Here is a 24730-nt window from a genome sequence, read left to right as displayed (position 1 = left end):
CGCTCGCGGCATGAAGGGGCTCTCCGGTGCTGCCCGCTGGACCATTGCGGTCGTGGCGGTGGTGGTCGCTTTGGTGGTGGCGCTGGTGGCGCAATTGCACGACGACGCGGCGCCGCCGACGACCCCGCAGGGGCAGGCCGGGCGCGAACACCGGGATGCCGACACCGCCGAGGCACTGGCCGGACCGCGACAACGGGCCGCGCTGGCGCCCTGTCCGGCCCCGGGGACAGGGCCGGGCGTCCCGGTCCTGCAGGGCGTGGTGGCCGAATGTGCGGCCGACGGTTCCGCGGTGGACGTGGCGAAGGCGCTGGCGGGACGGCGCGTGGTGATCAACCTCTGGGCCTACTGGTGTGGGCCGTGCGCTGCCGAATTGCCCGCGATGGCCGAGTATCAACGTCGGGCGGGTTCCGACGTGACGGTGGTGACGGTGCATCAGGACGAGAACGAGACGGCTGCCCTGCTGCGGTTGGCCGAGCTGGGCGTTCATCTGCCGACGCTGCAGGACGGTCGCCGCCGGGTGGCGGCCGCGCTGCGGGTGGCAAACGTGATGCCCGCGACGGTCGTGCTGCGGCCGGACGGTAGCGTTGCGCAGACCCTGCCGCGGGCATTCGACAGCGCCGACGAGATTGCGGCCGCGGTCGGGGAGTGAGGCGGGGTGAACGAATCAGATGAGGTGCCGGTGACTGCTGCGGGTACCGCGCGCGAGCGGGGGACGGTCGCACTCACTCCTGACGCCGGCCCGGCCTGGTTGCGGCCGCTGATCGACAACGTCGACCAGATTCCCGATGCATACCGTCGCCGGCTGCCGGCTGACGTACTGGCCATGGTGACGGCCGCCAAGTCGTTGGGCCGGGGCGGCCGGGACGCCGCCGTGCTGGTGCTCTTCTCGGGACCGGAGTCAGGTGCCGCCGACGGCGGCGTTCCCGACGACGCCGACCTGCTGCTGACCGTGCGGGCCTCGACCCTGCGTCATCACGCCGGGCAGGCCGCCTTCCCGGGCGGCGCATCCGACCCCGGCGACGAGGGCCCGGTTGCCACCGCCCTGCGGGAGGCGCGCGAGGAGACCGGTATCGACACCGGGAGGCTGCACCCCCTGGTGACCATGGAACGGACCTTCATCGCTCCGTCGCGCTTCCACGTCGTCCCGGTGCTGGCCTACTCGCCTGACCCCGGCCCGGTGACGGTCGTGAACGACGCCGAGACCGCGATCGTCGCCCGGGTCCCGGTGCGGGCTTTCATCAACCCGGAGAATCGGCTGATGGTCTATCGGGGCACCCTGGGACGCCGCTGGGCCGGACCGGCGTTTCTGCTGAACCAGATGCTGGTGTGGGGCTTCACTGGCCAGGTGATCTCTGCGGTACTCGACGTCGCGGGCTGGGCGCAGCCCTGGGACACCGACGACATCCGCGAGTTGGACGACGCGATGGTGCTGGTCGGTGACTCGGACGGGTTGAGGGGCGGGCTGCGATGAATTCCATGACGCCCTCGCAGTGGCTGGACATCGCCGTCCTGGCGGTCGCGTTCATCGCCGCCATCTCCGGATGGCGTTCCGGCGCGCTGGGTTCGGTGCTCTCGTTCGCCGGAGTCGTGCTGGGCGCGGTGGCCGGCGTGCTGCTGGCGCCGCACATCGTCAGCCATATCGCCGCTCCGCGGGCCAAGCTGTTCGCCGCGCTGTTCCTGATCCTGGCGCTGGTGGTGGTCGGTGAGGTCGCCGGCGTGGTGCTGGGACGCGCGGTGCGCGGCGCGATCCGCAACCGGCCGATCCGCACCATCGACTCCGTCATCGGTGTCGGCGTGCAGCTGATGGTGGTGCTGACCGCCGCCTGGCTGTTGGCGACGCCTTTGACCCAATCGAAGGACCAGCCGGAACTGGCCGCCGCGGTCCGGGGTTCACGGGTGCTCGCCGAGGTCAACGAGGTGGCGCCGACCTGGCTGAAGACGGTGCCCAAACGCCTTTCGGCGCTGCTGAACACCTCTGGCCTGCCCGCGGTGCTGGAGCCGTTCAGCCGTACCCCGGTGATACCGGTTGCCTCGCCGGACCCGGCACTGGCCAACAACCCGGTGGTGGCGGCGGCCGCGCCGAGTGTGGTCAAGGTACGCAGCCTGGCGCCGAGTTGTCAGAAGGTGCTCGAAGGCACCGGCTTCGTGATCTCACCCGAGCGGGTGATGACGAATGCGCACGTGGTGGCCGGCTCCAGCAGCGTCTCGCTGCAGGCCAACGGCAAGAACTACGACGCCACGGTGGTCTCCTACGACCCGCAGGTGGACATCGCGATCCTGGCTGTCCCGGGTCTGCCGTCCGCGCCGCTGGTGTTCGACGACACCCCCGCGAAGACCGGTACCGACGTGGTGGTGCTGGGCTATCCGGGCGGTGGCAACTTCACGGCCACCCCGGCGCGCATCCGGGAAGTCATCAAGCTCAGCGGGCCGGATATTTACCGCAGCCCGCAGCAGGTGACCCGCGACGTCTACACCATCCGGGCCAATGTGGAGCAGGGCGATTCGGGCGGGCCGCTGATCGACCTCGACGGCCGCGTGCTCGGGGTGGTGTTCGGTGCGGCCGTGGACGACGCGGACACCGGTTTCGTGCTGACGGCCGAGGAGGTGGCCGGCCAGCTCTCCAAGATCGGCGCCACCGCGCCGGTGAGCACCGGGGCTTGCGTCAGCTGACCTGCTGCACCTTGGCCAGAAATCGCGTCAGCAGCCGGTTGATCTCCTCGGGTGACTCTTCGTGGCTGAAATGGCCTGCCCCGGCCACGGATACATAGCGCCCGTGCGGCGCGTAGCGCTGGGTGCGTTCGACGGGCGCGGCCAGGACGTAGGGGTCCGCGTCGCCACGGATGTGCAGCAGGGGCACACCTAGTTGCGCGGTGGTCGACTTGATGAACCGGTGGCCTTCCCCGCGTAGCTGGCTGCGCACCGCCCATCGCTGATATTCCAGTGCGCAGTGCGCGGCGCCCGGGATCTGGATGGCCTGGCGCAGGTACCGGATCGTCTGCGAAAAGTCTTCAGTAGCAAGCCATTTGGGGCCACTACGGCTGCGGACGAGGCGCTCGATCTCGGCGCCGTCGTGTCTGGTCAGCAGTCGCTCGGGCAATAACGGAGCCTGGTACCGCAGCAGCGTCGGCAGCAGCGCGCGGCCCTGGTCCCGGCGCGTGAGGGTGGACCGTCGCAACGCCGCCGGGTGCGGCGAACTGATCACGGCGATGCCGCGCACCAGCCGGGAATGCAGCAGTGCGGTGGCCCAGCAGGCCAGTCCGCCGTCGGCGTGGCCGATCAGCGTCGCCGAGGAATGTCCGAGTGCCCGGATCAGCCCGGCGGTATCGCCGGCCAGCGTCCAGCCGTCATAGCCGCGGGGCGGTTTGTCGCTGCCCCCGTAGCCGCGTAGGTCGACGGCGACCACGCGGGCTCCGGCGAGGGCGCGCAACTGGTGGCGCCACGACCACCAGAACGATCCGAAGCCGTGCAGCAGCATGACCAGGGGCCGACCGATGCCGGCGCCGTTGGGGTTGCCGGCGTCGGCTTCGACGACGTGGAACCGGATGCCGTTGGCGTGCACATCCAGATGGCGCCAAGGCCCGTCGATGCGGACGACCGACGGATCTGGAGCCGGCACTTACCAGCCCGAGGGATCGGTGGGGGCGTTGTTCTCCGGCTTCTCGTGTTTGCCGTGGTGCTCCGGGAGCTGCTTGGGGCCCGCGGGGGTCTTGTCGTGGCCGGGGGCGAAGGCGGTGCGCGCCTCTTTGACCGATTCGATGGTCTTCTGCGGCCCGCGGATCCTGCGGACCTTCAGGAAGCCGAACAGCGCCAGCGCGATCGTGACGACGACCATGATGCCGAAGACGATCAGGAACGCCGCCCAGCGCCACAGCCAGTTGTCCAACAGCTCGGCGAGGAAAAAGAAGAAGAAGAAGGTCGAATAGAACAGCACGACCAGGGCGGAGATGAAGAAGACGCTGCCGGTCAGGCCTTTTTTGACGTCGCGGGTGATCTCCGCGCGGGCCAATTCGACCTCGGCGCGCACCAGGGTCGACATCTGGGTCGTGACATCCTTGATCAGGTCACCGACCGACGGCTCACCGGCCCTGGCATGCGGGTCGGCCAACGGGATCGTGGTCAGCGTGCTCGGCACACCGTTCTTTCGATCGGGTTTGCTCACAGACCGTCCTCTCCGTCTCGCGGCCCGCGGTGTCCCTCTGGGCCGCGCAGTGCGCGTAGTCGCGGTTTATGTTGCCATGCGGCGCGAGGCCGGACGAGGCCAGCCGAGGGCCGTCGCAAGTGCGGCGGGACGTATGCATTGATCCTCTACACTGGCCCACTGGTCTGAGATTCCTCACTCCAATCTTTGACAACCGAACGGGGTATCACTTTGCAGAAGGCGCGAAGCGGCGTGAAATCGGCTTCTGCCGCGGCCGTCCTGGCCGTTTTCTTGGGCCTTCTGTTCCTGCCGGCGAAGACCGCATCCGCAGACGACAAGGTCGCCCTGGGGGGTGGATCGGGCATCGTGGTCAACACCGGCACGCTGTGCACGCTGACCGCGATCGGTCACGACAAGTTCAACGACCTCATTGGATTCACCTCTGCCCACTGCGGCGGCCCCGGTGCGCCGGTGGCCGCCGAGGGCGCCGAGAACCGCGGCCAGGTCGGCACGATGGTCGCCGGCAACGACGGGCTGGACTATGCGGTGATCAAATTCGATCCCGCCAAGGTCAACCCGGTGAACAACGTCAACGGCTTCGCGATCAACGGGATCGGCCCGGAGCCGGTTTTCGGTCAGGTCGCGTGCAAGCAGGGCCGCACCACCGGCAACTCGTGCGGCGTCACCTGGGGTCCGGGCCAGGACCCGGGCAGCATCCTGATGCAGGTCTGCGGTGGCCCCGGTGACTCCGGAGCCCCGGTGACCGTCGACAACCTGCTGGTCGGAATGATCCACGGCGCCTTCAGTGACAGCCTGCCCAGCTGCGTCACCAAGTACATCCCGCTGCACACGCCGGCGGTGGTGATGTCGATCAACACCGACCTGGACGACATCGTCGCCAAGAACCGCCCGGGCTCGGGGTTCGTTCCGATCGCCTGAATTACTTCGCTTCGCGGATAGCGTCGAACACGTTGGGATCCAACAGTGTTGACGTGTCGCCCAGGTCGCGGTTCTCGGCGACGTCGCGCAGCAACCGGCGCATGATCTTGCCGCTGCGGGTTTTCGGCAGCTCGGGCACGATGTGTACTTCGCGCGGCTTGGCGATCGGCGAGATCTCGTGGGCGACCTCGCCGCGCAACTCCTCGACGGTCCCTTCGCTGACGTCGTAGTTGGAACGCAACACGACGAACGCACAGATGGCCTGGCCGGTGGTGTCGTCGGTGACCCCGACGACGGCCGCCTCGGCCACGCCGGGGTGTCCGACGAGCGCGGATTCCACCTCCGCGGTGGAGATGCGGTGCCCGGAAATGTTCATCACGTCGTCGATGCGGCCCAGCACCCAGATCGCGCCGTCGGGGTCGAAGCGGGCACCGTCGCCGGCGAAGTAGTAGCCCTTGTCGGCGAACTTCGACCAGTACGTCTTGCGGTATCGCTCGGGGTCACCCCAGATGCCGCGCAGCATCGACGGCCACGGCTGGTCCAGCACCAGGTAGCCGGTGACGTGGGCTTCCCCTTCGGCATCCGGCGGCAACGGTTCACCGTGGTCGTCGACGATCTTGGCCGAGATCCCCGGCAGCGGGGTCATGGCCGAACCCGGTTTGACCTCGCTGACGCCGGGCAGTGGCGAGATCATCGCCGAGCCGGTTTCGGTCTGCCACCAGGTGTCCACCACCGGCACCCGGCCCCCACCGATGACGTCGCGGTACCACCGCCACGCCTCGGGGTTGATGATCTCGCCGACCGAACCGAGCAGCCGGATGCTCGACAGATCGTGCGCGTCCGGGATGTCGCGGCCCCACTTCATGAACGTCCGGATCAACGTCGGGGCCGTGTAATAGATTGTGACACCGTATTTTTCGATGATCTCGAAGTGGCGGTGCTCGCTGGGGGTGTTGGGTGTGCCTTCGTACAGTACTTCGGTGACGCCGTTGGACAGCGGGCCGTAGACGCCGTAAGTGTGCCCGGTGACCCAGCCGATGTCGGCGGTGCACCAGAACACGTCGGTCTCCGGCTTGACGTCGAAAATGGCGTGCATCGTGTACGCACACTGCGTCAGATAGCCGCCGCTGGTGTGCACGATGCCCTTGGGTTTGCCGGTGGTGCCCGAGGTGTACAGCAGGAACAACGGCTGCTCGGCGTCGAACGCTTCGGCGGTGTGTTCGGGCGAGGCCTTGTCCACGACGTCGTGCCACCACAGGTCGCGATCGTCGTTCCATGCGACGTCGATTCCGGTGCGCCGCACCACCATAACGTGTTCGACGGGGCTGTCCTCGACCGACACCGCCTCGTCGGCGGCTTCCTTCAGCGGCGCCGGCTTGCCCCGGCGGAACTGCCCGTCGGCAGTGATCAACAGTTTGGCGTCGGCGTCGGCGATCCGGGTCCGCAGGGCGTGCGCGGTGAAGCCGCCGAATACCACGCTGTGCATGACGCCCAGCCGTGCGCAGGCCAGCATCGCGATCACGGCTTCGGGGATGAGCGGTAGGTAGATGGCGACCCGGTCGCCGGCGACCAGGCCGAGGTCGGTGAGCGCGTTGGCGGCCTTGCACACCTCCTGCTGCAACTGCGCGTAGGTCAGGGTGCGGCGCTGGTCCTGCGGTTCGCCTTCCCAGTGGATGGCGACCCGGTCGCCGTTGCCGGCCTCGACGTGCCGGTCCACGCAGTTGTAGGCGACGTTGAGCTTGCCGCCGACGAACCACTTGGCGAACGGCGCGTCCGACCAGTCCAGCACCTCGGTGTAGGGCGTCTCCCACGACAGCCGGTCGGCCTGGGCGGCCCAGAACGCCAACCGGTCTTCCTCGGCCTGCTCGTACAGCTCCGGCCGGGCGTTGGCCTGTTCGGCGAACTGCGTTGGAGGCGGGTAGGAACCGGGGTGCTCTGCTTCGGTAGCGGTCACGGGTGTGAGCGTAACTCCGCGGCGGTGCGGACACGGACGGGCTTCGATTCGTCACCGGGAGTCCATCTGCCGGACAATTCGTCTCATGGCACCCGCATTTCGGTTAGTCGCTGTTCTGGTGGTCGGCGCGGGCATTACGGCCCCGCCCGGGTGGGCGGCGCCGACTGACGTCGCGCCATGCTCCGCAGGGCAGGTCGTGGTGACCGCCGCCGGGCCCGAGGCGGCGGTGGGCCACCGCGCGGTGACCCTGATATTCGCGCCGGCCCCGGGCGCGGAGCCCTGCACGCTCAGCGGCTACCCCAGAGTGGAGTCGGGAAGCGGGGGACCGCCTGTCACGGCGCAGCCCACGCTGCGCGGATACATGGGTGGGCTGCCGAGCGGCCTCGACGTGCCGCCGACCGTCACGGTGTCGCCCTCGCAGCGGGCGGAGGCGGTGGTCGAGGGCGTGTCGGTCAATGCCAGTGGCGACCCGTGTCCCAACTACACCGACCTGAGCGTCGTCCCGCCCGGTGGAGGCGATCCGGTCACCGTGCCGGCGGCGATCGACAGCTGCCAGTTGCAGGTGCACCCGGTAACCCAGGTGGTCATCGAACCGGCGCCACCGTCATAGCACGCTCTAGGGTCGGTCCTGTGGGCCGGACGATGCGGGTGGTGCTGGCTGTCCTGCTCGTGGCTGCGTGCCTGGCCGGGTGCGGCGGCGGAATGCTCACACCTGACGTGGTGGTGGTCAACGGCGGTGAACCCCCCAATCCACTGATCCCGACCGGCACGAATGACAGCAACGGTGGCCGCATCATCGACCGGTTGTTCGCCGGCCTGGTGTCCTACGACGCCGCCGGGCGATCCTCGCCGGAGGTCGCGCAATCGATCGAGAGCGTCGACAACATCAACTACCGGATCGTCCTCAAGCCGGACTGGAAATTCACTGACGGATCTGCGGTCACGGCCCACTCGTTCGTCGATGCGTGGAACTACGGCGCGTCAAGCGTCAATGCCCAACTGCAGCAGCAGTTTTTCAGCCCGATCGAGGGTTTCGACGGGTTATCGGCGGCCGCAGGCGACGGCAAGCCGACCACCATGTCCGGGCTGCGGGTGGTCAACGACCTCGAGTTCACCGTACGGTTGCGGGCGCCGACCATCGATTTCATGTTGAGTCTGGGCCACAACGCGTTTTATCCGTTGCCCTCGTGGGCTTTTCGCGACATGGCGGCGTTCGGTCGGCATCCGGTGGGCAACGGTCCCTACAAGCTGGACGACCGTCCGGACGAACCGGCGTGGGAACACAACGTCAAGATCGACCTGGCGGCCAACTCCGACTATCACGGCAACCGCAAACCCAGGAACAAGGGACTCCGGTTCGAGTTCTACGCCAATCTGGACACCGCGTATGCCGATCTCCTGTCGGGCAATCTCGATGTGCTGGATACGATTCCGTCCAGCGCACTGACCATCTATCAGCGCGACCTGGGCGGCAACGCCGTGAAGGGGCCGGTGGCCGTCAGCCAGTCGCTCGATACGCCCTTGCGGCTACCGCATTTCGGCGGCGAAGAAGGCAGGCTGCGCCGGTTGGCGATAGCGGCGGCGATCAACCGCCCACAGATCTGTCAGCAGATCTTCAACGGCACCCGCAGTCCGGCGCGTGACTTCACCGCAAGTTCACTGCCGGGCTTCGACCCGCACATCCCGGGCAACGAAGCGTTGGACTTCAATCCTGAACGTGCCCGCCAGTTATGGGCGCAGGCCAATGCGATGGCGCCGTGGAACGGTAGCTACGCCATCGCCTACAACGCCGACAGCGGCCATCAGGAGTGGGTGGACGCGGTGGCCAACAGCATCAAGAACACCCTGGGCATCGACGCGGTCGGCGCACCGCAGCCGACCTTCGCCGGATTCCGGACCCAGATCACGAACCGCACCATCGACTCCGCGTTTCGTGCCGGCTGGATCGGTGACTATCCGTCGATGATCGAGTTCCTGGCGCCGCTCTACGCCACCGGAGCCGGGTCCAACGACGTCGGATATTCCAGCCGGGAATTCGACGCCGCACTGGCGGCCGCCGAAGCCGCGCCGGACTTGCGTCAGGCCGATGTGCTGGCCAACGTGGCACAACGAATCCTGTTGCACGACATGCCCGCCGTGCCGCTGTGGTACTACATCAGTGTCATCGGATGGTCGAGCCAGGTCAGCAACGTCAAGCCCACCTGGAACGGGCTGCCCGACTACGAGAACATCGTGAAGGGCGTGATGGGCTGATGTACTGGTATGTGCTGCGCCGGGTCGCCGTCATGATCCCGGTCTTCCTGGGCGCCACGCTGCTGATCTACGGCATGGTGTTCCTGCTGCCCGGCGACCCGGTGGCCGCGATCGCCGGGGATCGGCCGCTGAGTCCGGAAGTGGCCGCGCAACTGCGGGCCCGCTACCACCTCGACGATCCGTTCCTGGTGCAGTACCTGCGCTACCTGGGCGGCTTGGTGCACGGCGACCTGGGCCGCGCCTACTCCGGTCTGCCGGTCAGTGCTGTTCTGGCACATGCCTTTCCGGTGACCATCCGGCTGGCGCTGATCGCACTCGTGGTGGAGGGAGTGCTCGGCATCGGTTTCGGGGTGGTCGCCGGACTGCGCCAGGGCGGCATCTTCGATGCCACGGTATTGGTCACCGGACTGGTCATCATCGCGATCCCGATATTCGTGCTGGGCTTTCTGGCGCAGTTCGTGTTCGGCGTCCGGCTGGGCTGGGCTCCGGTCACCGTCGGCGGACGGGCCACTTTCGGGCGGTTGCTGCTACCCGGGATCGTGCTGGGTCTGGTGTCATTCGCGTATGTGGTGCGGTTGACGCGCTCCGCCGTCGCCGCGAATGCGCATGCCGACTACGTGCGAACCGCCACCGCCAAGGGGCTGTCGCGGCCGCGGGTCGTGACGGTCCACATCCTGCGCAATTCGCTGATCCCCGTGGTCACCTTCCTCGGCGCCGATCTCGGTGCGTTGATGGGCGGAGCGATTGTGACCGAAGGGATTTTCAACATTCACGGGGTCGGCGGCGTGCTGTATCAGGCGGTCACCCGTCAGGAGGCGCCGACGGTCGTGTCGATCGTGACGGTGCTGGTGTTGATCTATCTGATCAGCAATCTGCTGGTGGACCTGCTGTATGCGGCGCTGGACCCGCGGATCCGTTATGTATAGGCGTCCCAAGTTCGTCGTCGCCGCGGTGCTGATCGGATTGATATTGCTGGTCGCCGCATTTCCGGCGTTGTTCACCGGTGCCGATCCCGGCTACGCCGACCCCGGCCAGAGTCTGCTGCCTCCGTCGGCCACGCATTGGTTCGGGACCGACCTCCAGGGCCACGACATCTACGCGCGCACCGTGTATGGCGCGCGCGCCTCGGTCACCGTCGGCCTGGGCGCCACGCTGGCCGTATTCGTCGTCGGTGGAACCCTGGGCGCGCTGGCCGGTTTCTACGGGGGCTGGGTGGACGCGCTGGTCTCGCGCATCACCGACGTGTTCTTCGCATTGCCGTTGTTGCTGGCCGCCATTGTGCTGATGCAGGTCATGCACCATCGCACGGTATGGACGGTGGTCGCGATACTGGCTCTGTTCGGGTGGCCGCAAGTGGCGCGCATCGCGCGCAGCTCGGTGCTCGAGGTGCGTGGCCGCGACTATGTACTGGCAGCGAAGGCGTTGGGCCTGGGCAGTTTTCGCACTCTGCTACGGCACGTGGTGCCCAACGCGATCGGCCCGGTGATCGCGGTGTCCACCATCGCACTCGGAGTCTTCATCGTCACCGAGGCGACTTTGTCGTATCTCGGGGTCGGGCTGCCGACCACAGTGGTGTCCTGGGGCGGCGACATCAACGTGGCGCAGATGCGGCTGCGAGCCGGCTCCGCCATTCTCTTCTATCCCGCTGGCGCCCTGGCGATTACCGTGTTGGCGTTCATGATGATGGGCGACGCGTTGCGCGACGGGCTGGATCCGGCATCCCGGGCGTGGCGGGCATGACCGGTCAGGGGTTGCTGTCGGTCGAGGGCCTGCAGGTGCGGTTCGGCACCGGCGAACCGGTGGTCCGCGGCGTCGATCTCAGCGTCCGCCGCGGCCAGACCGTGGCCGTCGTCGGCGAATCCGGTTCCGGGAAATCCACCACAGCGGCCGCGATCCTCGGGCTGTTGTCACCCGGCGGACGAATCACCGCCGGTCGCATCATGTTCGACGGGCAGGACATCACCGGTGCCGGCCGGCGCCTGATGCGGTCCGTCCGCGGACGCGAAATCGGCTATGTGCCACAGGATCCGATGACCAATCTCAATCCGGTGTGGAAGGTCGGCTTCCAGGTCCGCGAGGCGCTGCGGGTCAACACCGAGGGGCGCGATGCGCGGCGGCGCGCGGTGCAGTTGCTCGCCGACGCCGGCATGCCCAACCCGGACAAGCAGGCCGGGCGGTACCCGCACCAACTCTCCGGCGGCATGTGTCAGCGCGCGCTGATCGCCATCGGCCTGGCCGGCCGGCCACAGTTGCTGATCGCCGACGAACCCACGTCGGCGCTGGACGTCACCGTGCAACGGCAGGTCCTCGACCACTTGCAGCGGCTCACCGATGAACTGGGAACCGCGTTGCTGCTGATCACCCACGATCTGGCGCTGGCCGCCGAGCGTGCCGAGCGCGTAGTCGTCATGCACCACGGAACGGTCGTCGAATCCGGTGCCGCGCAGGCCATTCTGCGCGAGCCGAGGCACGAGTACACCAGGCGGCTGGTGGCCGCGGCCCCGTCTGTGACCGCGCGAGACAAACGCGCCGCGCAGATTCGGGAGCGGGTTGCGACCGAGGCGGCCGAACATGCCCGCGCCCAGGACGACATCCTGGTGGCGTCGGGGCTGACCAAGGTCTACCCGGAATCCGGCGGAGTGCCCTGGCGGCGGACGGAATTTCGTGCGGTCGACGGGGTGTCCTTCCGGGTGCGACGGGCCAGCACGCTGGCGGTGGTGGGGGAGTCCGGCTCCGGGAAGTCGACCGTGGCACGCATGGTGCTCGGTCTGCTGCCACCGACGTCTGGCAGCGTTGTCTTCGACGGAACCGACGTCGGCGCGGTGCGCAAGACGCTGGCATTCCGGCGCCGCATCCAGCCGGTGTTCCAGAACCCGTACAGCAGTCTGGATCCGATGTACTCGGTGTTTCGCGCTATCGAGGAGCCACTGCGGATTCACCGGGTGGGCGACCGCCGGCAGCGCGAGCAGGCGGTGCGCGAGCTGCTGGAGCAGGTGGCACTGCCGTCGTCGGTGTTCGACCGGCTGCCCCGCGAGCTTTCCGGGGGCCAGCGGCAGCGGGTCGCGATCGCGCGGGCGTTGGCGCTGCGACCGGACGTCCTCGTCTGCGACGAGGCGGTGTCGGCGCTCGACGTCCTGGTGCAGGCGCAGATCCTCGACCTGCTGGGCGAATTGCAGGCCAACCTGGGGCTCACCTACCTGTTCATCAGCCACGATCTGGCCGTGGTGCGGCAGATCTCCGATGACGTGCTGGTGATGCAGTCCGGCAAGGTGGTGGAACATTCGCCGACCGAAGCGGTGTTCACCAGGCCCGCCCACGCCTACACGCGCCAACTGCTGGAGGCCATTCCCGGCGCCCCGGCCGGGCCCCGATAGGTTGGCAACCTGTGACTGACCCGCTGGCTCCGCTGATGGAACTGCCCGGCGTCGCCGAAGCGAGCGACCGGGCCCGCGAGGCGCTCGGCCGCGCTCACCGGCACCGCGCCAACCTGCGCGGCTGGCCCGTTACCGCCGCGGAGGCATCCTTGCGGGCGGCCCGGGCATCGTCGGTCCTCGACGGCGGCCCGGTGCGGATGGACGATCTGGCCGACACGGTGTCCGAAGGCGGCGGGATCAGCGACCCGGTGTTCGCCGGTGCGCTCCGGGTGGCCCAGGCCCTCGAAGGCGGTGGGGGAGCGCTCGTCGCGGTTTGGCGGAGGGCGCCCCTGCAAGCGCTGGCTCGGTTGCACGTGCTCGCCGCAGCCGATCTGGTCGACGATGATCGGCTGGGCCGGCCGCGAACCGATACCGACATCGGGCGGCGGCTGGAGTTGCTGGCCGAAGTGGTCAGCCGTCCCACTCAGGCCTCGGCGCCGGTGGTTGCTGCGGTGGCGCACGGTGAGTTGTTGACGCTGCGGCCGTTCGGCAGTGCCGACGGCGTGGTGGCACGCGGAGTGTCGCGTCTGGTGACCATCGCCACGGGGTTGGATCCACACGGGCTCGGGGTGCCCGAGGTGACCTGGATGCGCCAGCCGGCGGCCTACCGCGACGCCGCGACGAAGTTCGCCGAGGGGACTTCCGAGGGTGTCGCGGCCTGGCTGGTGCTGTGTTGCCGGGCGATGAGGTCGGGCGCGCAGGAGGCGCTGGCGATCGCGGAATCGATTCCCCGAGGGTAGCTGGCGGGTCGCTGCAAAAACGATGCGGAAATGCAAAGCGGGCGGCGATCCGAATTTATCGAATCGCCGCCCGCCAACACGGTTCTCGGTTACCAAGCGTGCATTTCTGGGCTGCGTGGGTGGCCTCGGCGCGTTTGCGACACTTCCTGCTGCGACCCCACCCAAAGGGCCGTCGGGGCATTCCATTCTTCGCAATTACGCAGGCCCGCAACACTTCTGCCATATCAGTGGCTATGACTCCGCGTGGGTGCCGGGAACCGTGCTGGGTGCCCGGGTTGGGAGATCGAACCTTCTCTTCCGGATCGACCTTGGCCTCACCAGGCTGCCGTGACTCCTTTGTACTACTAGACCACAGGCACAGCAAGGCCTAGACGTGTCAAAGTTGTGCAACGCAAATTAATTGCGTCCACTAAGTGTTTGCTGCGGTGAGAGCGCTAGAAGGCGAAGCGGCGCAACAACGCATACGTCACCGCGCCGGCGGCCGCCGCGGTGACACCCACTGCGGCGGTGGTCGCGATCGCGGCACCCGAGGGCGCGGGGATGCGATCGCGCAGCGATACCGGACGGGAGAACGACAACACGGGCCAGCCGCGTTCGAGGGCTTCCCTGCGCAGTCCGCGATCGGGGTTGACGACCGACGGGTGGCCCACGGACTCCAGCATCGGAAGGTCGGTGATCGAGTCGGAATACGCATAGCAATGTTCGAGCGGGTAGCCCTCGCGGGCGGCCAACTCGCGGATCGCTTGCACCTTGCCCTCGCCGTAGCAGTAGAAGCCGACCTCACCGGTGTACTTTCCGTCCTCCACCACCATGCGGGTCGCCATTGCGTGGGTGGCGCCCAGGGCGCGGGCGATGGGGCCGACAATCTCCTCACCCGACGCGGACACCACGACGACGTCGCGGCCGCACAATTTGTGCGCGGCGATGAGATCGGCCGCTTCGGCGAACACCAGCGGTGTGACGATGTCGTGCAGCGTCTCGGCGACGATCGACTTCACCTGCGCGACGTCCCATCCCGTGCACATGTTGGCCAGGTGGGTGCGCATGCGATCCATCTGGTCATGATCGGCGCCGGAAAGCAGGAAGATGAACTGCGCATAGCTCGACTTCAGCACCGCCCGCCGGTTAAGCAGACCCTGTGCGAAGAAGGGTTTGCTGAACGCCAGGGTGCTCGACTTGGCGATGATGGTCTTGTCCAAGTCGAAGAAGGCAGCGGTGCGGGCACTCGGTGGCGCCGGCTCCGATGTTTGCGGTGAGATTTGCTGCGGCGCGGCCTCGTCGGGGACGGTCACCAGTCCAGCATAGGTCGGCGAACCCGCAGGGCTGCGATGTTGAGCCGAAACCGGACGGCTGAATACGGCTGTTGTCTTTGAGCCCACCGCATTTACACGGCTCAAGCCCTTATTTCCTTGCGCGGAGTACTTGCGTGAATCCCGGCTGGCATGTGTATAGTAAGCATTACTCGGCCTTGAGCCGAGGGTGTATCAGCCCGACCCCCCGGGGCTGATACACGACGGCCTCCGCCTCCTCCCCCCCTGGCGGGGGTCGTCCCTTTTCTGGGGTAAAAAATCTTCTCCCGGGTAGTGAAATCCCGCAACACATGCGTTGCGGGAACGACGTCCTTTCCAGAACGGACCAGTGCCCAGCGAACGACTCGGTGCACAGACCGGTCTTTCTCCACAGATCCCGCTTTGGCACTGGTGTCCAATACCGTCCGCCCCGCACGGTGGAGTGGTGAACGAACTTTCCCCGGGCGGTTCCCTCGCCGATTCCAGCGGATCGGGGGTCCTGGCGATCGTGGCGGAACCACATCTGCGCGAAGAAATCGACCGGGTGGCCGCAGCCGTCGGGGTCCGGGTGGTACATACCGGCGAGCGAGGTTCGGTGAGCCGCAAGTCGTGGTCTGCGGCCGCGGCTGTCGTGCTCGATCGGGCGGCGGCCGAGCGGTGCGGCCGGGACGCACTTCCGCGGCGCGCCCACGTCAGCGTGGTCACGGGCGGCGACGCAGAGGCGGCCGCCTGGGCGGCCGCGGTGGCAGTGGGTGCCGAGCGGGTGCTGCAGCTGCCGCAACAGGAGCGCGAGCTGGTCGCCGAACTCGCTGAAGCCGCGGAGTCGGCGCGTGACCACGGCCGCGACGGCGAGGGCGTGGCAGTCATCGGAGGCTGTGGCGGTGCCGGGGCCTCGCTGTTCGCCGCCGCCCTGGCACACAGTGCGGGCAACGCGCTGCTGATCGACCTCGACCCGTGGGGCGGTGGCATGGATCTGCTGATCGGAGGGGAGTCCACTCCCGGACTGCGGTGGCCCGACCTGGCACTTCAGGGCGGACGGCTGAGTTGGCCGGCGATCCGCGAGGCGCTCCCGCGGCATCACGCGGTGAGCGTCCTCTCGGGCACCCGGCGCGGCTATGAGTTGGAGCCCGGCCCGGTTGCCGCGATCATCGACGCGGGCCGCCGCGGCGGCGTCACGGTGGTGTGTGATCTCCCGCGGCGTCTGACCGAGGCGACCCGTGCCGCCCTGGACAGCGTCGAACTGGTGGTGCTGGTCAGCCGCTGCGATGTGCGGGGATGTGCGGCCACCGCGGCGCTCGTCCCAGTGCTGACGGCCATCAATCCCAACCTCGGATTGGTGGTCCGCGGGCCGGCGCCGGGCGGATTGTTGGCCACCGAGGTTGCCGACATCGCCGGAGCACCGCTGCTGGCGTCGATGCGTGCCGAGCCGGGGTTGTCCGACCAGCTCGAGCGGGGCGGCCTGCGATTGGGGCGGCGAAGCCCGCTGGCTGTGGCGGCACGCTCGGTACTTGCAGTCTTGCCGAGCAGGCGTGGCGCGCTCGGCAGGAGCGCGGCGTGAAGGGCTCGTTGATCGAGCGCGTGCGGGAGCGGCTGGCCGCCGAGCCCGGTCCGCTGCGCGCCAGTGTGGTCGCCGCGGCGATCCGCGCCGAATCCGGGGGAGTACTCGGCGACACGGAGGTGCTCGCCAACCTTCGGCTGCTGCAGACGGAATTGACCGGCGCCGGCATCCTCGAACCGCTGCTATGCGCGGACGACACCACCGACGTACTCGTGACGGCGCCGGACGAGATTTGGATAGACAATCGAAATGGTTTGCAGCGCAGCCATATTCGATTTGCCGATGAGGCTGCGGTGCGGCGACTTGCGCAACGGCTGGCGTTGGCCGCCGGCCGCCGGCTCGACGATGCCCAGCCGTGGGTGGACGGACAGCTGACCGGGATCGGGGCAGGTGGATTCGCGGTGCGCCTGCATGCCGTCCTGCCACCGGTGGCAGCCGGAGGCACCTGCCTGTCTCTGCGGGTGCTGCGGCCGGCCACCCAGAACCTGGAGGCCCTGACGGCTGCGGGCACCGTGGCACCGCGGGCCGCTGAACTGCTGTCCGGCATCATCGGCGCGCGGCTGGCCTTCCTGGTATGCGGTGGCACGGGAGCCGGCAAGACGACGCTGCTGGCGGCGATGCTGGGTGCCGTCTCGCCGGGCGAGCGGATCGTATGCGTCGAGGACGCCGCCGAACTGGCCCCGCATCATCCGCACCTGGTGAAGCTCGTTGCGCGATGCGCCAACGTGGAGGGTGCCGGCGAGGTCACGGTGCGTCAGCTGGTGCGACAGGCGCTGCGGATGCGTCCCGACCGGATCGTTGTGGGAGAGGTCCGGGGAGCCGAGGTGGTCGATCTGTTGACCGCTCTCAATACCGGGCACGACGGGGGCGCGGGCACGCTGCATGCCAACAGCCCGGGCGAGGTACCCGCCCGATTGGAGGCACTCGGCGCACTCGGCGGACTCGACCGCGGCGCTCTGCATAGTCAACTCGCCGCCGCGGTGTTATCTGTAGGCGGTTAAGGGGTGTTTCTGGTTGTGTCCCATGATGTCGTTGAGGGTGGTTTCCTTCGTGGGGGACAGTGTTATCTGTGGGTCGTATCTGATGGTGGCGGTGTTGTTGAGATTCGTTGGCGTTGCTGGTGGATGGGGCGATGTGAGTAGTGCGTCCTGGGGTCGGTGGGTGGGGTGTGGGGATGGGGCCGCTCAAGCTTCGGCGGGAAGGCGCGGTGCTTTTATTGGAATCCGGCGAGGGTGATGTGAAGGGCGTGTTGTAGTTGGGTGTGCAGTGGCGGGGTGGTGGTGTTGAGCCAGTGTTGGAGCACGATTTGTGCAGTGCTCAGGGCTGTGTGGATGAGCAGTGTGGGGCGGATGTCGGTGGTGGGGTCGGTGTTCATGCGGGTTGCGACCATGGTGGTGAGTTGGCGGGTTTGGTTGTCGCTGAGCAGTGTTGAGCTGTTGAGTAGGTGTGGTGCGGTCTGCAGGGCTTGTTTCCACTGTTGGGAGTGTCGGTTGGCTGTTTCGCCGAGGTGATCGGCGAGGAGGTGGATGAGGGAGGTGGCCGCTGTTTCGGTGTGTGGGCGGGTGTTGTAGGTGGTGGTGATGTGGGCGATGGCTTGTTGGATCGGTGCGGTGAGTAGGTGTTCTTTGTTGGGGGCGTGGCGGTAGTAGGTGCTGATGGAGATGCCGGCGGTGGCGGCGATGTCGTCGGTGGTGACTGCGGAGTAGCCGTGTTGGGCGAAGAGTTGGTGTGCGGTGGCGTGGATGTGGGTGAGTAGTTCGGTGCGGCGTCGGTCTCTGAGGGTGGGGGGTGTGGGGTTGGCGGTGGTCATGGTCGGTCCCGGTGGGTGTGCCTAGGTTTGGGCGGGAGCGGGTTTGTGGCGCAGTGGGTTTCGTTGTGGCCACCAGCTGATTTCGCGGAGCAGGGTGGCGATGGCGGGCACGGTGAGGGTGCGCACGACGAAGGTGTCCAGGAGTAGGCCGCAGCCGATGATGAGTCCGGCTTGGATCATGATTGCTATCGAGCCGATCATGAGGCCGAACATGCTGGCGGCGAAGATGAGTCCGGCGGAGGTGATGACGGAGCCGGTGTTGGCGATGGTGCGGAGCACGCCGACGCGGATGTTGCGGGTGGATTCTTCGCGGAGTCGTGAGATGAGCAGCATGTTGTAGTCGGCGCCGACGGCGACCAGGATGATGAACGCCAGAAGTGGTACGGGCCAGGCAATTTCATTGCCGAGGCCGTATTGGAATACCAGGGTGCCGATTCCTAGTGATGCCCCGTAGTTGAGGATGACGGTGCCTAGTAGGTAGAGCGGTGCGACCAGGGCGCGGAGTAGGACGATCAGGATGAGGCCGACGACGAGCAGGGTGGCGATGGCCATCAGACGGAAGTCGGCGGAGAGCAGGCGTTGGATGTCTGCGTTGACGGCGGGGAATCCGGCGATGGCGATGGTGGTATTGGCCAGTGAGGTGTTGGGGCGTGCTGCGTCGGCGACTTCGGTGAGTCGGCGGGCCAGGGTCATCGCGTCGCTGCTGTAGGGGTCGTAGCTGGATTCGATGGCGTAGCGGGCGGTTTTGCCGTCGCCGGACAGGAAGTGTTTGGCGACGTCGGCGAATTGTTGGTTGTCGAAGACGTCGTTCGGGAGGTAGAAGCCGCTGGCGGTGTCTGTTCCGGTTGCTGAGCGTGCTGATTGTTGGAGTTGGGCGGCGATTTTTCCCATGCCGGAGAGCGTTTCGAGGTTGCTGTCGACGAGGGTGTGGACGCCGGTGGCCAGGGCGTGGGCACCGGATGCGAGTTGGTGGACGCCGGTTTGGAGCTGTCCGATGTTGGCGGCGAGGTCGCCGGAGCCTGCGGCGCCTAAGGCGTTGTCCAGGGTGGTGATGAGCCGGGTCACTTCGGCGAGGGTGCCGCCGCCGGCGTTGGTGTCCGGCTGATAGAGGTCGGCGAGGGTGGTGAGGTGGTCGAAGAATCCGTTGTCGCGCAACGTGATGAGTAGTTGGGCTTGGTCGTGCAGTTGGGTGCATTCGGTGGCGGCGGCGCAGGCGGGCCAGCTGCTGATCGCGGCGATGAGGGGTTCGAGAGTGGCGATGGCGGTTTGGGCTTGTTCGGCTTGGTGGTGTAGTGCGGGTCCAGAGGCGATCGCGTGCTCGACGGTCGGGGCGGTAGTGGAAAGCTCTTGCAGCAGCGACCGCAAACGCTGGGTTTGGATGCCCGCGGTTTGGGCTTTGCCTAAGAGCCCGATCAGCGGGGTCAGCGCGGTGCCCAGGCTGGTGTCGAGTTGGGTGAGCCCGTCGGCGAGCTGGTCGGCGCCGTTGGCGAGTCGGCCCAGATCGCTGCGGCGGGATTGGCCGTCGTTGACCGCGCCGGCGAGCCGGTCGCCGATTTGGCCGTTCTGCCAGGACAGTTGGGCTTGTTCGAGGCGGTTACCGCCGGGGCGGGTAACTCCGGAGACTTTGGTGACACCGGGTAGTTGTGCGATGCGGGAGGCCATTTCGTCGAGGTCGGCCAGTCCTCGGCTGGTGCGCATGTCGGTGGGTGATTGCACGACCAGGAACTCGGTGATCACGGTGTCTTTGCGGAAGTGGCGATCCAGCAGTCGATACCCTTCGTTGCTGGCTGAGGTGGTGGTTTGGCCGTGGCGGTCGTCGTAGCTGATGCGCATGGTGGTCGCCACCGCGCAGAGCGCTAGGACGAAGATCAGGCTGGCTGCCAGCAGCGGCATGGGGCGTCGTACGACGGCCACCGCGATCTGGTTCCAGTAGCGGCGGGTCCGGTCGGTGTTGGGTTCACCGATCCCGCGGCGGGCGGCCAGCGTGAGTACGGGGGGAAACAGGGTGACCGTGGCCGCGAACCCGATGACCACGGCGATGGCGCAGGCCGGGCCGAGTGCGGCGAAGACACTCAGTTCGGCGAAGGTCATGGACAGAAATGCCAGCGCGACGGTGGCGGCGGAGGCCGCGATGACACGGCCGATGGTGGCGGTGGCGTGGATGACCGCGGCCTGGGCGGGCACGTGTTGGCGGCGCTGTTCGTGGTAGCGGCTGATTAGGAACACCGAGTAGTCGGTACCGGCGCCCAGCAGGATCACCGTCATGAACGCAATGGTGAATTGAGAAACCGGCATGCCGGCTTCACCGAGTCCGGAGAGCACACCGCGCCCGACCGCGAGGCTGACACCGATGACCAGCAGCGGCAGCATCGCGGTGAACACCGACCGATAGATCAGCAGCAAGATCATCGCGATCAGCCCGGCGGTGGCCACCGAGATGAGGATCAGATCTTGTTCAGCGGAGTCGATTTGATCGCTGAAGGTGGCCGGCGGGCCGGTGACACGCACGGTGGTCGGCGAGTGCCCGAAAACCTCGGCGACGATCCCGCGTACCGCCCGCACCGATTCCGCGGCACTGGGATCACCGAGGGTTCCGGCCACCCCCACCGGCACATACCATGCTTTGCCGTCCGCGCTGAGGGCTTGCGCTGCGGTGACCGGGTCGGCCAAGAGGTCTTGGACCTGCTGGACGTGGCTGGTGTCGGCCCGTAACCGCTGGATCAGCGCGTCATAGCGCTGCCGGACCGGCGGGGTCAGCCCGCTGGGATCCTCCATCGCGACGAAGATCGTGGTCTTGGAGCCTTGTTCACCGAACGCCGAGCCCATCCGGTCCACGGTCTGCAGCGACGGCGCACCGGGCGGTATCAGATGCACCGACTGGTGCTTGACGACCGTTTCCAGTTGCGGGAAAAGGATCGCCAGCACCACCGCGGCGACGATCCAGGCTCCGATCACCAACGTTGTATGCCGGATCGCGAAGCCCGACAGCCGCGCCAGGCGCTCACTGTAGGTGTCGCGGCCCCGCGCCGCCGCCGCGGCGTCACGCTGCTCCTCGGGGCGGCTCAACGTCGCCATGCCCGCATCGCCCCAGCCCTTGATTACCATCCCGGCCCCCCGGCGGCATTAAGAAAACTGTCGGTATCGCAACAGTACTCTCGGTATCTTCGTGCGGCATCTGGCGAATCGCAACACCCCCGATTGCCGATCGCCGCCTGCCCGCGCGGTCACGCCACTGCCCCCCGCCAGCGGCAGTCGCGACTGCGCTCAGTCCGACATCTCCCGGTTCATCAATTCGTCGTCGAGATAGGAACACGACCGCGGCGGATAGTGGCGGGGACGCACGCGATCGCCCGTGGTCGCGACCCGGGCGTGCCCGAGCTTGGCCAGGTCGTGGCGGACGTGGCGGACCTCCTCGACGAGCGCCACGCCGGGCAGCAGCCGCTTGGCCGCCCGCGCCACCGCTGCGCCGGTGCGCCCGGTAGCTGTTGCAAGCCGCCGTTTCGGCGACGTCGCCGCCGTCGGGCCCTGGATTTGGCGCCGGATGAGTTCCCGGCGTTGTAAGTGATTCACCATGGCCTTACCCCCTCGGTGTTGGCCTGCGCGGCGATGCCAGTACTAATGGTATCTCTCCGATACTAACAGTATCGTTTCGGAGAGCGCCAGTCCCGTAGCGGTGCGGGTCCGCGGTATCGGCGTCAACGCCCAGCGGTGAGGATTACGGTGAACAGGTGGAGTCGGGTGCAGAGGAACGCGTGGTCGATGACGACGACGAGGTGGATCCACGCCTGGCGCGGTCACGGACCCGGCTGCTCGACGCCGCGGCCAAGCTGCTCAGTGCCGGCGGTGTCGAAGCTGTCACCATCGAGGCAGTGACCAAGGCCTCCAAGGTGGCAAGGACCACCCTGTACCGCCACTTCACCAGCTCCACCCACCTGCTGGCCGCCACCTTCGAGCGGCTGCTGCCCCAGGTCAGCCCGCCGCCGGCGCAAGGCCCGCTGCGCGAACAGCTCATCGAGCTGCTGAACCGGCAAGCGGTCCTGTTTCAGGAGGCACCGTTGCACGCCACCACGCTGGCCTGGGTCGCCCTGGGGCCAACACCGCAGCGCCCCGACGAGGTCCGTGACCGCTACGCCCTGCGCGCCCGCGTCGTGGCCCACTATCGGCAGCCTTTCGCCGAGCTGTTGCAAAGCCCTGCCGCCGCCGAACTCGACGACTTCGATGTTGACCTCGCCATGTGCCAACTCGTCGGCCCGATCGCCTTCGCCCGCCTGACCGGCCTGCGCGCCATCAACCGCGAGGACTGCGAACACCTCATCGACGACTTTCTCAACGCCCACGCCCGCACCCGATAACGCCGGCCGGTTCGACGCCGTCGGCAACCAGGGACTCACCGCTGCACCGCCCACCGTTGTGGTACGAAGGTCGCGTCCTAAAGCCGGTGTAAAAGGGGCCGGGCGTAGGTTCTGCTTCGAGACCGCCAAGTCATCGAAGGAAAGGACCTACGCCCGTGCCTGCACGAGTATCGCCGACCGATCGTGTTCGCGCCAAGATCGACGAGTTGTTCGCCTCGGATCGTGAGTTGCCCGAGATCCTGGAGGAGGTGGCACGGCTGGGTGCGCAGTTGCTGATGCAGGCCGCGTTGGAGGCCGAGATTACCGAGTTCTTGGGCCGTGAGCGCTACCAACGCAGCGCCACCGCAGCAGACGCGCAGCCCGGTGCGCGTAACGGTTATCGGGCTGCGACGGTCAAGACCACTGCCGGTCCGATCACCCTGGAGCGGCCCAAGCTGCGCGGCACGACCGCCGCGTTCGCCTCACGGCTGTTCGGCAAGCACGTCACCAAGACCAACGCGCTGGAATCGCTGGTGATCGCTTCGTTCGTGCGCGGGCTGTCGGTGCGCGATGTCGAAGCCACCCTCGCCGATGCGCTGGGTGATCAGGCCGCGATCTCGAAATCGACTGTCTCCCAGATATGTCAAGCCATCAAGACCGAGTACGACACCTGGGCGCGGCGCCCGCTCGGCGATGTGGTGCTCGATTACCTGTTCCTGGATGCCTCCTTCTTCCGGATGCATCCCGGCTCACCAGCCGAGCCGATCCTGGCCGCGTGGGGCATCACCACCGCCGGCAAGCCCATCTTCGTGGGCCTGGCCCCCGGAGTGGTGGAGTCCACCGACGCCTGGGCGGGTTTCCTGACCGATCTCACCGAGCGGGGGCTGGGGTGTCCGCTGCTGGTCGTCTCCGACGGCGCGGCCGGCCTGATCGCGGCGATCGAGCAGATCTTCCCGACCGCGCTGCGTCAACGCTGCCTGATTCACCGAGTCCGCAACGTGCTGGCCAAGATTCCCGCCGGGATGCAGGCCGAGATCCGCGACGGCTACTGGGCCTGCTTCGACACCGCCGAGGCCACCACCGAGGCCGGCCCCAACCTCGTCGAACTCATCGACGCCCGACTGGACGTGTTCGCGGCCCGCTACGCACCCACCTACCCCGCGGCGATGAAGATCCTGCTCACCGACCGCGCGGGCCTGACCGCTTACCTGCGGTTCCCGCCCGAACATCAGCACCGTATTCGGCATTCGAACTTCATCGAACGCACCTTCGGTGAAACCCGCCGCCGCACAAAGGTTATCGGTCGCTTCCCCGGCGAAACCAGCTGTGTCAGCATCGCCTGGGCCGTACTGGACCGCGCATCTCGCGGCTGGCGCGGACTCGCCATGACCCCGGCCGGGGTACGCCAGCTCCAAGACCTACGCCGCAGCCTGCTGCACCCACCCCGACAACTACGGCCCCAGCACGCCCCAGACTCCGCGAGCAGCACCACCGAAGCCATCAGCGCAACGGCGTAACATCACCCACCGAAGCCAGAAGCTCCGAAGGACCATTTACACCGGATTACGGACGCCACCTGGTACGAACGGTAGCGTAGGGATACTGCTCGTAGCGGGGGGTCGGTATGGGTGACTGTCGGGCCGGTGGAACACGATCACCGTCGAGAGCGGGTTGCCCGGGGCGGGCTCGCGGATCCGGCGCCGAGATGTCATGACCGCGGCGCAGCCTGCCGCTGACGCACCCCACGCGAGTGCGATCCTGGATGCGACCCTGCATGCGGCGACCCGCGGGGGCTATAGCGCGGTACAGATGCGTGCGGTGGCTGATGTCGCCGGCATTGGTGTGGGGACGCTGTACCGGTATTTCCCGTCCAAACCGCACCTGCTGGTCGCGGTGTTGCGTCGCGAATTCGACCGACTGGCCGCCGAGTGCGCGTGGCACCACCACGACATCACGCCTGCCCGGCGGGTCGCCGCCCTGACCTCACGACTGCACGCCGAATGGCAGCTCGACCCGAAACTGACCGAAGCCACCACCCGCGCCCTGGTGGTCGCTGATGCCACCGCAGCGCCCACCGTCACCCAAGCCGCCGACATCCTGCACCAGCTTTTCGCCCGCGCCCTGGGCGGCAACACCGTCACCGAGCGCCACCACGACCTCGCCGGACTGATCACCGATGTGTGGCTGGCCAACCTCACCGCGTTCAGTGGCCACCGGCTCTCGGCCGGCCAAGCACGTGAGCGCATCGACCGGGGCACCGGACTGCTGCTGCGCCACGCCTTCGGGCCAGTCGACCGCTGAGCGG

At 67.5% G+C, this 24730-nt stretch carries 21 protein-coding genes and 1 pseudogene; 15 read left to right on the top strand and 7 right to left on the bottom strand.

Going from position 1 to position 24730, the window contains the following annotated elements:
* The first annotated feature begins 10 nt into the window (after positions 1-10).
* From QXH22_RS26195 to marP, 3 genes are read left to right on the top strand one after another with little or no spacing between them, the layout of a single operon-like run.
* Positions 11-649, top strand: a complete 639-nt coding sequence (locus QXH22_RS26195) for a TlpA disulfide reductase family protein (RefSeq protein WP_306247135.1) — start codon at positions 11-13, stop codon at positions 647-649.
* A gap of 6 nt (positions 650-655) precedes the next feature.
* Positions 656-1471 (top strand): CoA pyrophosphatase, encoded by an 816-nt coding sequence (locus QXH22_RS26190; RefSeq protein ID WP_306247137.1) that lies wholly within the window; start codon positions 656-658, stop codon positions 1469-1471.
* A gap of 5 nt (positions 1472-1476) precedes the next feature.
* Entirely contained in the window at positions 1477-2670 is a 1194-nt protein-coding gene (marP, locus tag QXH22_RS26185) for an acid resistance serine protease MarP (RefSeq protein ID WP_306277448.1), read from the top strand.
* Here the strand turns inward: marP and QXH22_RS26180 are convergent.
* Positions 2663-3616: an alpha/beta fold hydrolase gene (locus QXH22_RS26180; protein ID WP_306277447.1), complete on the bottom strand. Its 954-nt coding sequence runs from the start codon at positions 3614-3616 to the stop codon at positions 2663-2665. The genes marP and QXH22_RS26180 overlap by 8 nt on opposite strands.
* Entirely contained in the window at positions 3617-4159 is a 543-nt protein-coding gene (locus tag QXH22_RS26175; RefSeq protein ID WP_306247143.1) for a phage holin family protein, read from the bottom strand.
* Between the two features lie 231 nt (positions 4160-4390).
* On the opposite strand from QXH22_RS26175, the gene QXH22_RS26170 reads away from it, so the two are divergent.
* Positions 4391-5077 (top strand): S1 family peptidase, encoded by a 687-nt coding sequence (locus tag QXH22_RS26170; RefSeq protein ID WP_306247145.1) that lies wholly within the window; start codon positions 4391-4393, stop codon positions 5075-5077.
* A gap of 1 nt (position 5078) precedes the next feature.
* Here the strand turns inward: QXH22_RS26170 and acs are convergent, their stop codons facing one another.
* Entirely contained in the window at positions 5079-7031 is a 1953-nt protein-coding gene (acs, locus tag QXH22_RS26165; protein ID WP_306277446.1) for an acetate--CoA ligase, read from the bottom strand.
* An 85-nt stretch (positions 7032-7116) separates the two neighbouring features.
* Here acs and QXH22_RS26160 point away from each other — a divergent pair, with 85 nt between their 5' ends.
* Genes QXH22_RS26160 through QXH22_RS26135 form a run of 6 tightly spaced genes read left to right on the top strand, consistent with a single transcriptional unit; the run spans position 7117 to position 13437 of the window.
* On the top strand, positions 7117-7641 hold the full coding sequence (locus QXH22_RS26160; protein WP_306277445.1) for a DUF4232 domain-containing protein: 525 nt from the start codon (positions 7117-7119) through the stop codon (positions 7639-7641).
* 32 nt (positions 7642-7673) lie between these two features.
* A complete protein-coding gene (locus QXH22_RS26155) occupies positions 7674-9284 on the top strand; it encodes an ABC transporter substrate-binding protein (protein ID WP_306277608.1) in 1611 nt (536 codons plus the stop codon).
* A complete protein-coding gene (locus tag QXH22_RS26150) occupies positions 9284-10210 on the top strand; it encodes an ABC transporter permease (protein WP_306277444.1) in 927 nt (308 codons plus the stop codon). The genes QXH22_RS26155 and QXH22_RS26150 overlap by 1 nt, the downstream gene beginning before the upstream one ends.
* Positions 10176-11024, top strand: a complete 849-nt coding sequence (locus tag QXH22_RS26145) for an ABC transporter permease (RefSeq protein WP_306277443.1) — start codon at positions 10176-10178, stop codon at positions 11022-11024. Before QXH22_RS26150 ends, QXH22_RS26145 begins: the two co-directional genes overlap by 35 nt.
* Positions 11021-12658, top strand: a complete 1638-nt coding sequence (locus tag QXH22_RS26140; RefSeq protein WP_306277607.1) for an ABC transporter ATP-binding protein — start codon at positions 11021-11023, stop codon at positions 12656-12658. The genes QXH22_RS26145 and QXH22_RS26140 overlap by 4 nt, the downstream gene beginning before the upstream one ends.
* 35 nt (positions 12659-12693) lie before the next feature.
* Positions 12694-13437, top strand: coding sequence for an oxidoreductase (locus QXH22_RS26135; RefSeq protein WP_306247979.1), 744 nt, complete (start codon positions 12694-12696; stop codon positions 13435-13437).
* A 434-nt stretch (positions 13438-13871) separates the two neighbouring features.
* Here the strand turns inward: QXH22_RS26135 and QXH22_RS26130 are convergent, their stop codons facing one another.
* Positions 13872-14729 carry an HAD-IB family hydrolase gene (locus QXH22_RS26130; RefSeq protein WP_306247154.1) on the bottom strand — a complete coding sequence of 286 codons (858 nt, stop codon included), beginning with the start codon at positions 14727-14729 and terminating at the stop codon, positions 13872-13874.
* Positions 14730-15231: 502 nt separating this feature from the next.
* Between QXH22_RS26130 and ssd the strand changes: the two genes are divergently transcribed.
* Together ssd and QXH22_RS26120 are read left to right on the top strand one after the other, a co-directional pair.
* Positions 15232-16284: a septum site-determining protein Ssd gene (gene ssd / locus QXH22_RS26125; protein ID WP_306247982.1), complete on the top strand. Its 1053-nt coding sequence runs from the start codon at positions 15232-15234 to the stop codon at positions 16282-16284.
* Positions 16281-17267 (top strand): annotated as a pseudogene (locus QXH22_RS26120) (TadA family conjugal transfer-associated ATPase); the annotation flags it as partial. The gene ssd and the pseudogene QXH22_RS26120, both read left to right, overlap by 4 nt.
* A 230-nt stretch (positions 17268-17497) precedes the next feature.
* Here QXH22_RS26120 and QXH22_RS26115 read toward each other — a convergent pair.
* The 3 genes from QXH22_RS26115 to QXH22_RS26105 all read right to left on the bottom strand — a co-directional run bounded on the left by QXH22_RS26115 (position 17498) and on the right by QXH22_RS26105 (position 21667).
* Positions 17498-18094 (bottom strand): TetR/AcrR family transcriptional regulator, encoded by a 597-nt coding sequence (locus tag QXH22_RS26115; RefSeq protein ID WP_065119148.1) that lies wholly within the window; start codon positions 18092-18094, stop codon positions 17498-17500.
* 21 nt (positions 18095-18115) lie between these two features.
* The gene (locus tag QXH22_RS26110; protein ID WP_081282177.1) at positions 18116-21199 is read right to left on the bottom strand and encodes an RND family transporter; all 3084 of its coding nucleotides are present in this window, start codon (positions 21197-21199) and stop codon (positions 18116-18118) included.
* Between the two features lie 159 nt (positions 21200-21358).
* A complete protein-coding gene (locus QXH22_RS26105; protein WP_065035912.1) occupies positions 21359-21667 on the bottom strand; it encodes a hypothetical protein in 309 nt (102 codons plus the stop codon).
* Positions 21668-21822: 155 nt separating this feature from the next.
* Between QXH22_RS26105 and QXH22_RS26100 the strand changes: the two genes are divergently transcribed.
* The 3 genes from QXH22_RS26100 (at position 21823) to QXH22_RS26090 (ending at position 24726) form a co-directional block, all read left to right on the top strand.
* Positions 21823-22446: a TetR/AcrR family transcriptional regulator gene (locus QXH22_RS26100; RefSeq protein WP_065035913.1), complete on the top strand. Its 624-nt coding sequence runs from the start codon at positions 21823-21825 to the stop codon at positions 22444-22446.
* A 155-nt stretch (positions 22447-22601) separates the two neighbouring features.
* Positions 22602-23942: an IS256 family transposase gene (locus tag QXH22_RS26095; RefSeq protein WP_055578468.1), complete on the top strand. Its 1341-nt coding sequence runs from the start codon at positions 22602-22604 to the stop codon at positions 23940-23942.
* A 193-nt stretch (positions 23943-24135) separates the two neighbouring features.
* A complete protein-coding gene (locus QXH22_RS26090) occupies positions 24136-24726 on the top strand; it encodes a TetR family transcriptional regulator (RefSeq protein WP_065035914.1) in 591 nt (196 codons plus the stop codon).
* The last annotated feature ends 4 nt before the right edge of the window (positions 24727-24730 follow it).

It is taken from the genome of Mycobacterium sp. TY814 (genome assembly GCF_030755175.1).
Classification (GTDB): Bacteria; Actinomycetota; Actinomycetes; order Mycobacteriales; family Mycobacteriaceae; genus Mycobacterium.
Note: the sequence above shows the minus strand (reverse complement) of the source record. Positions and strands in the feature narration are given on the sequence as shown.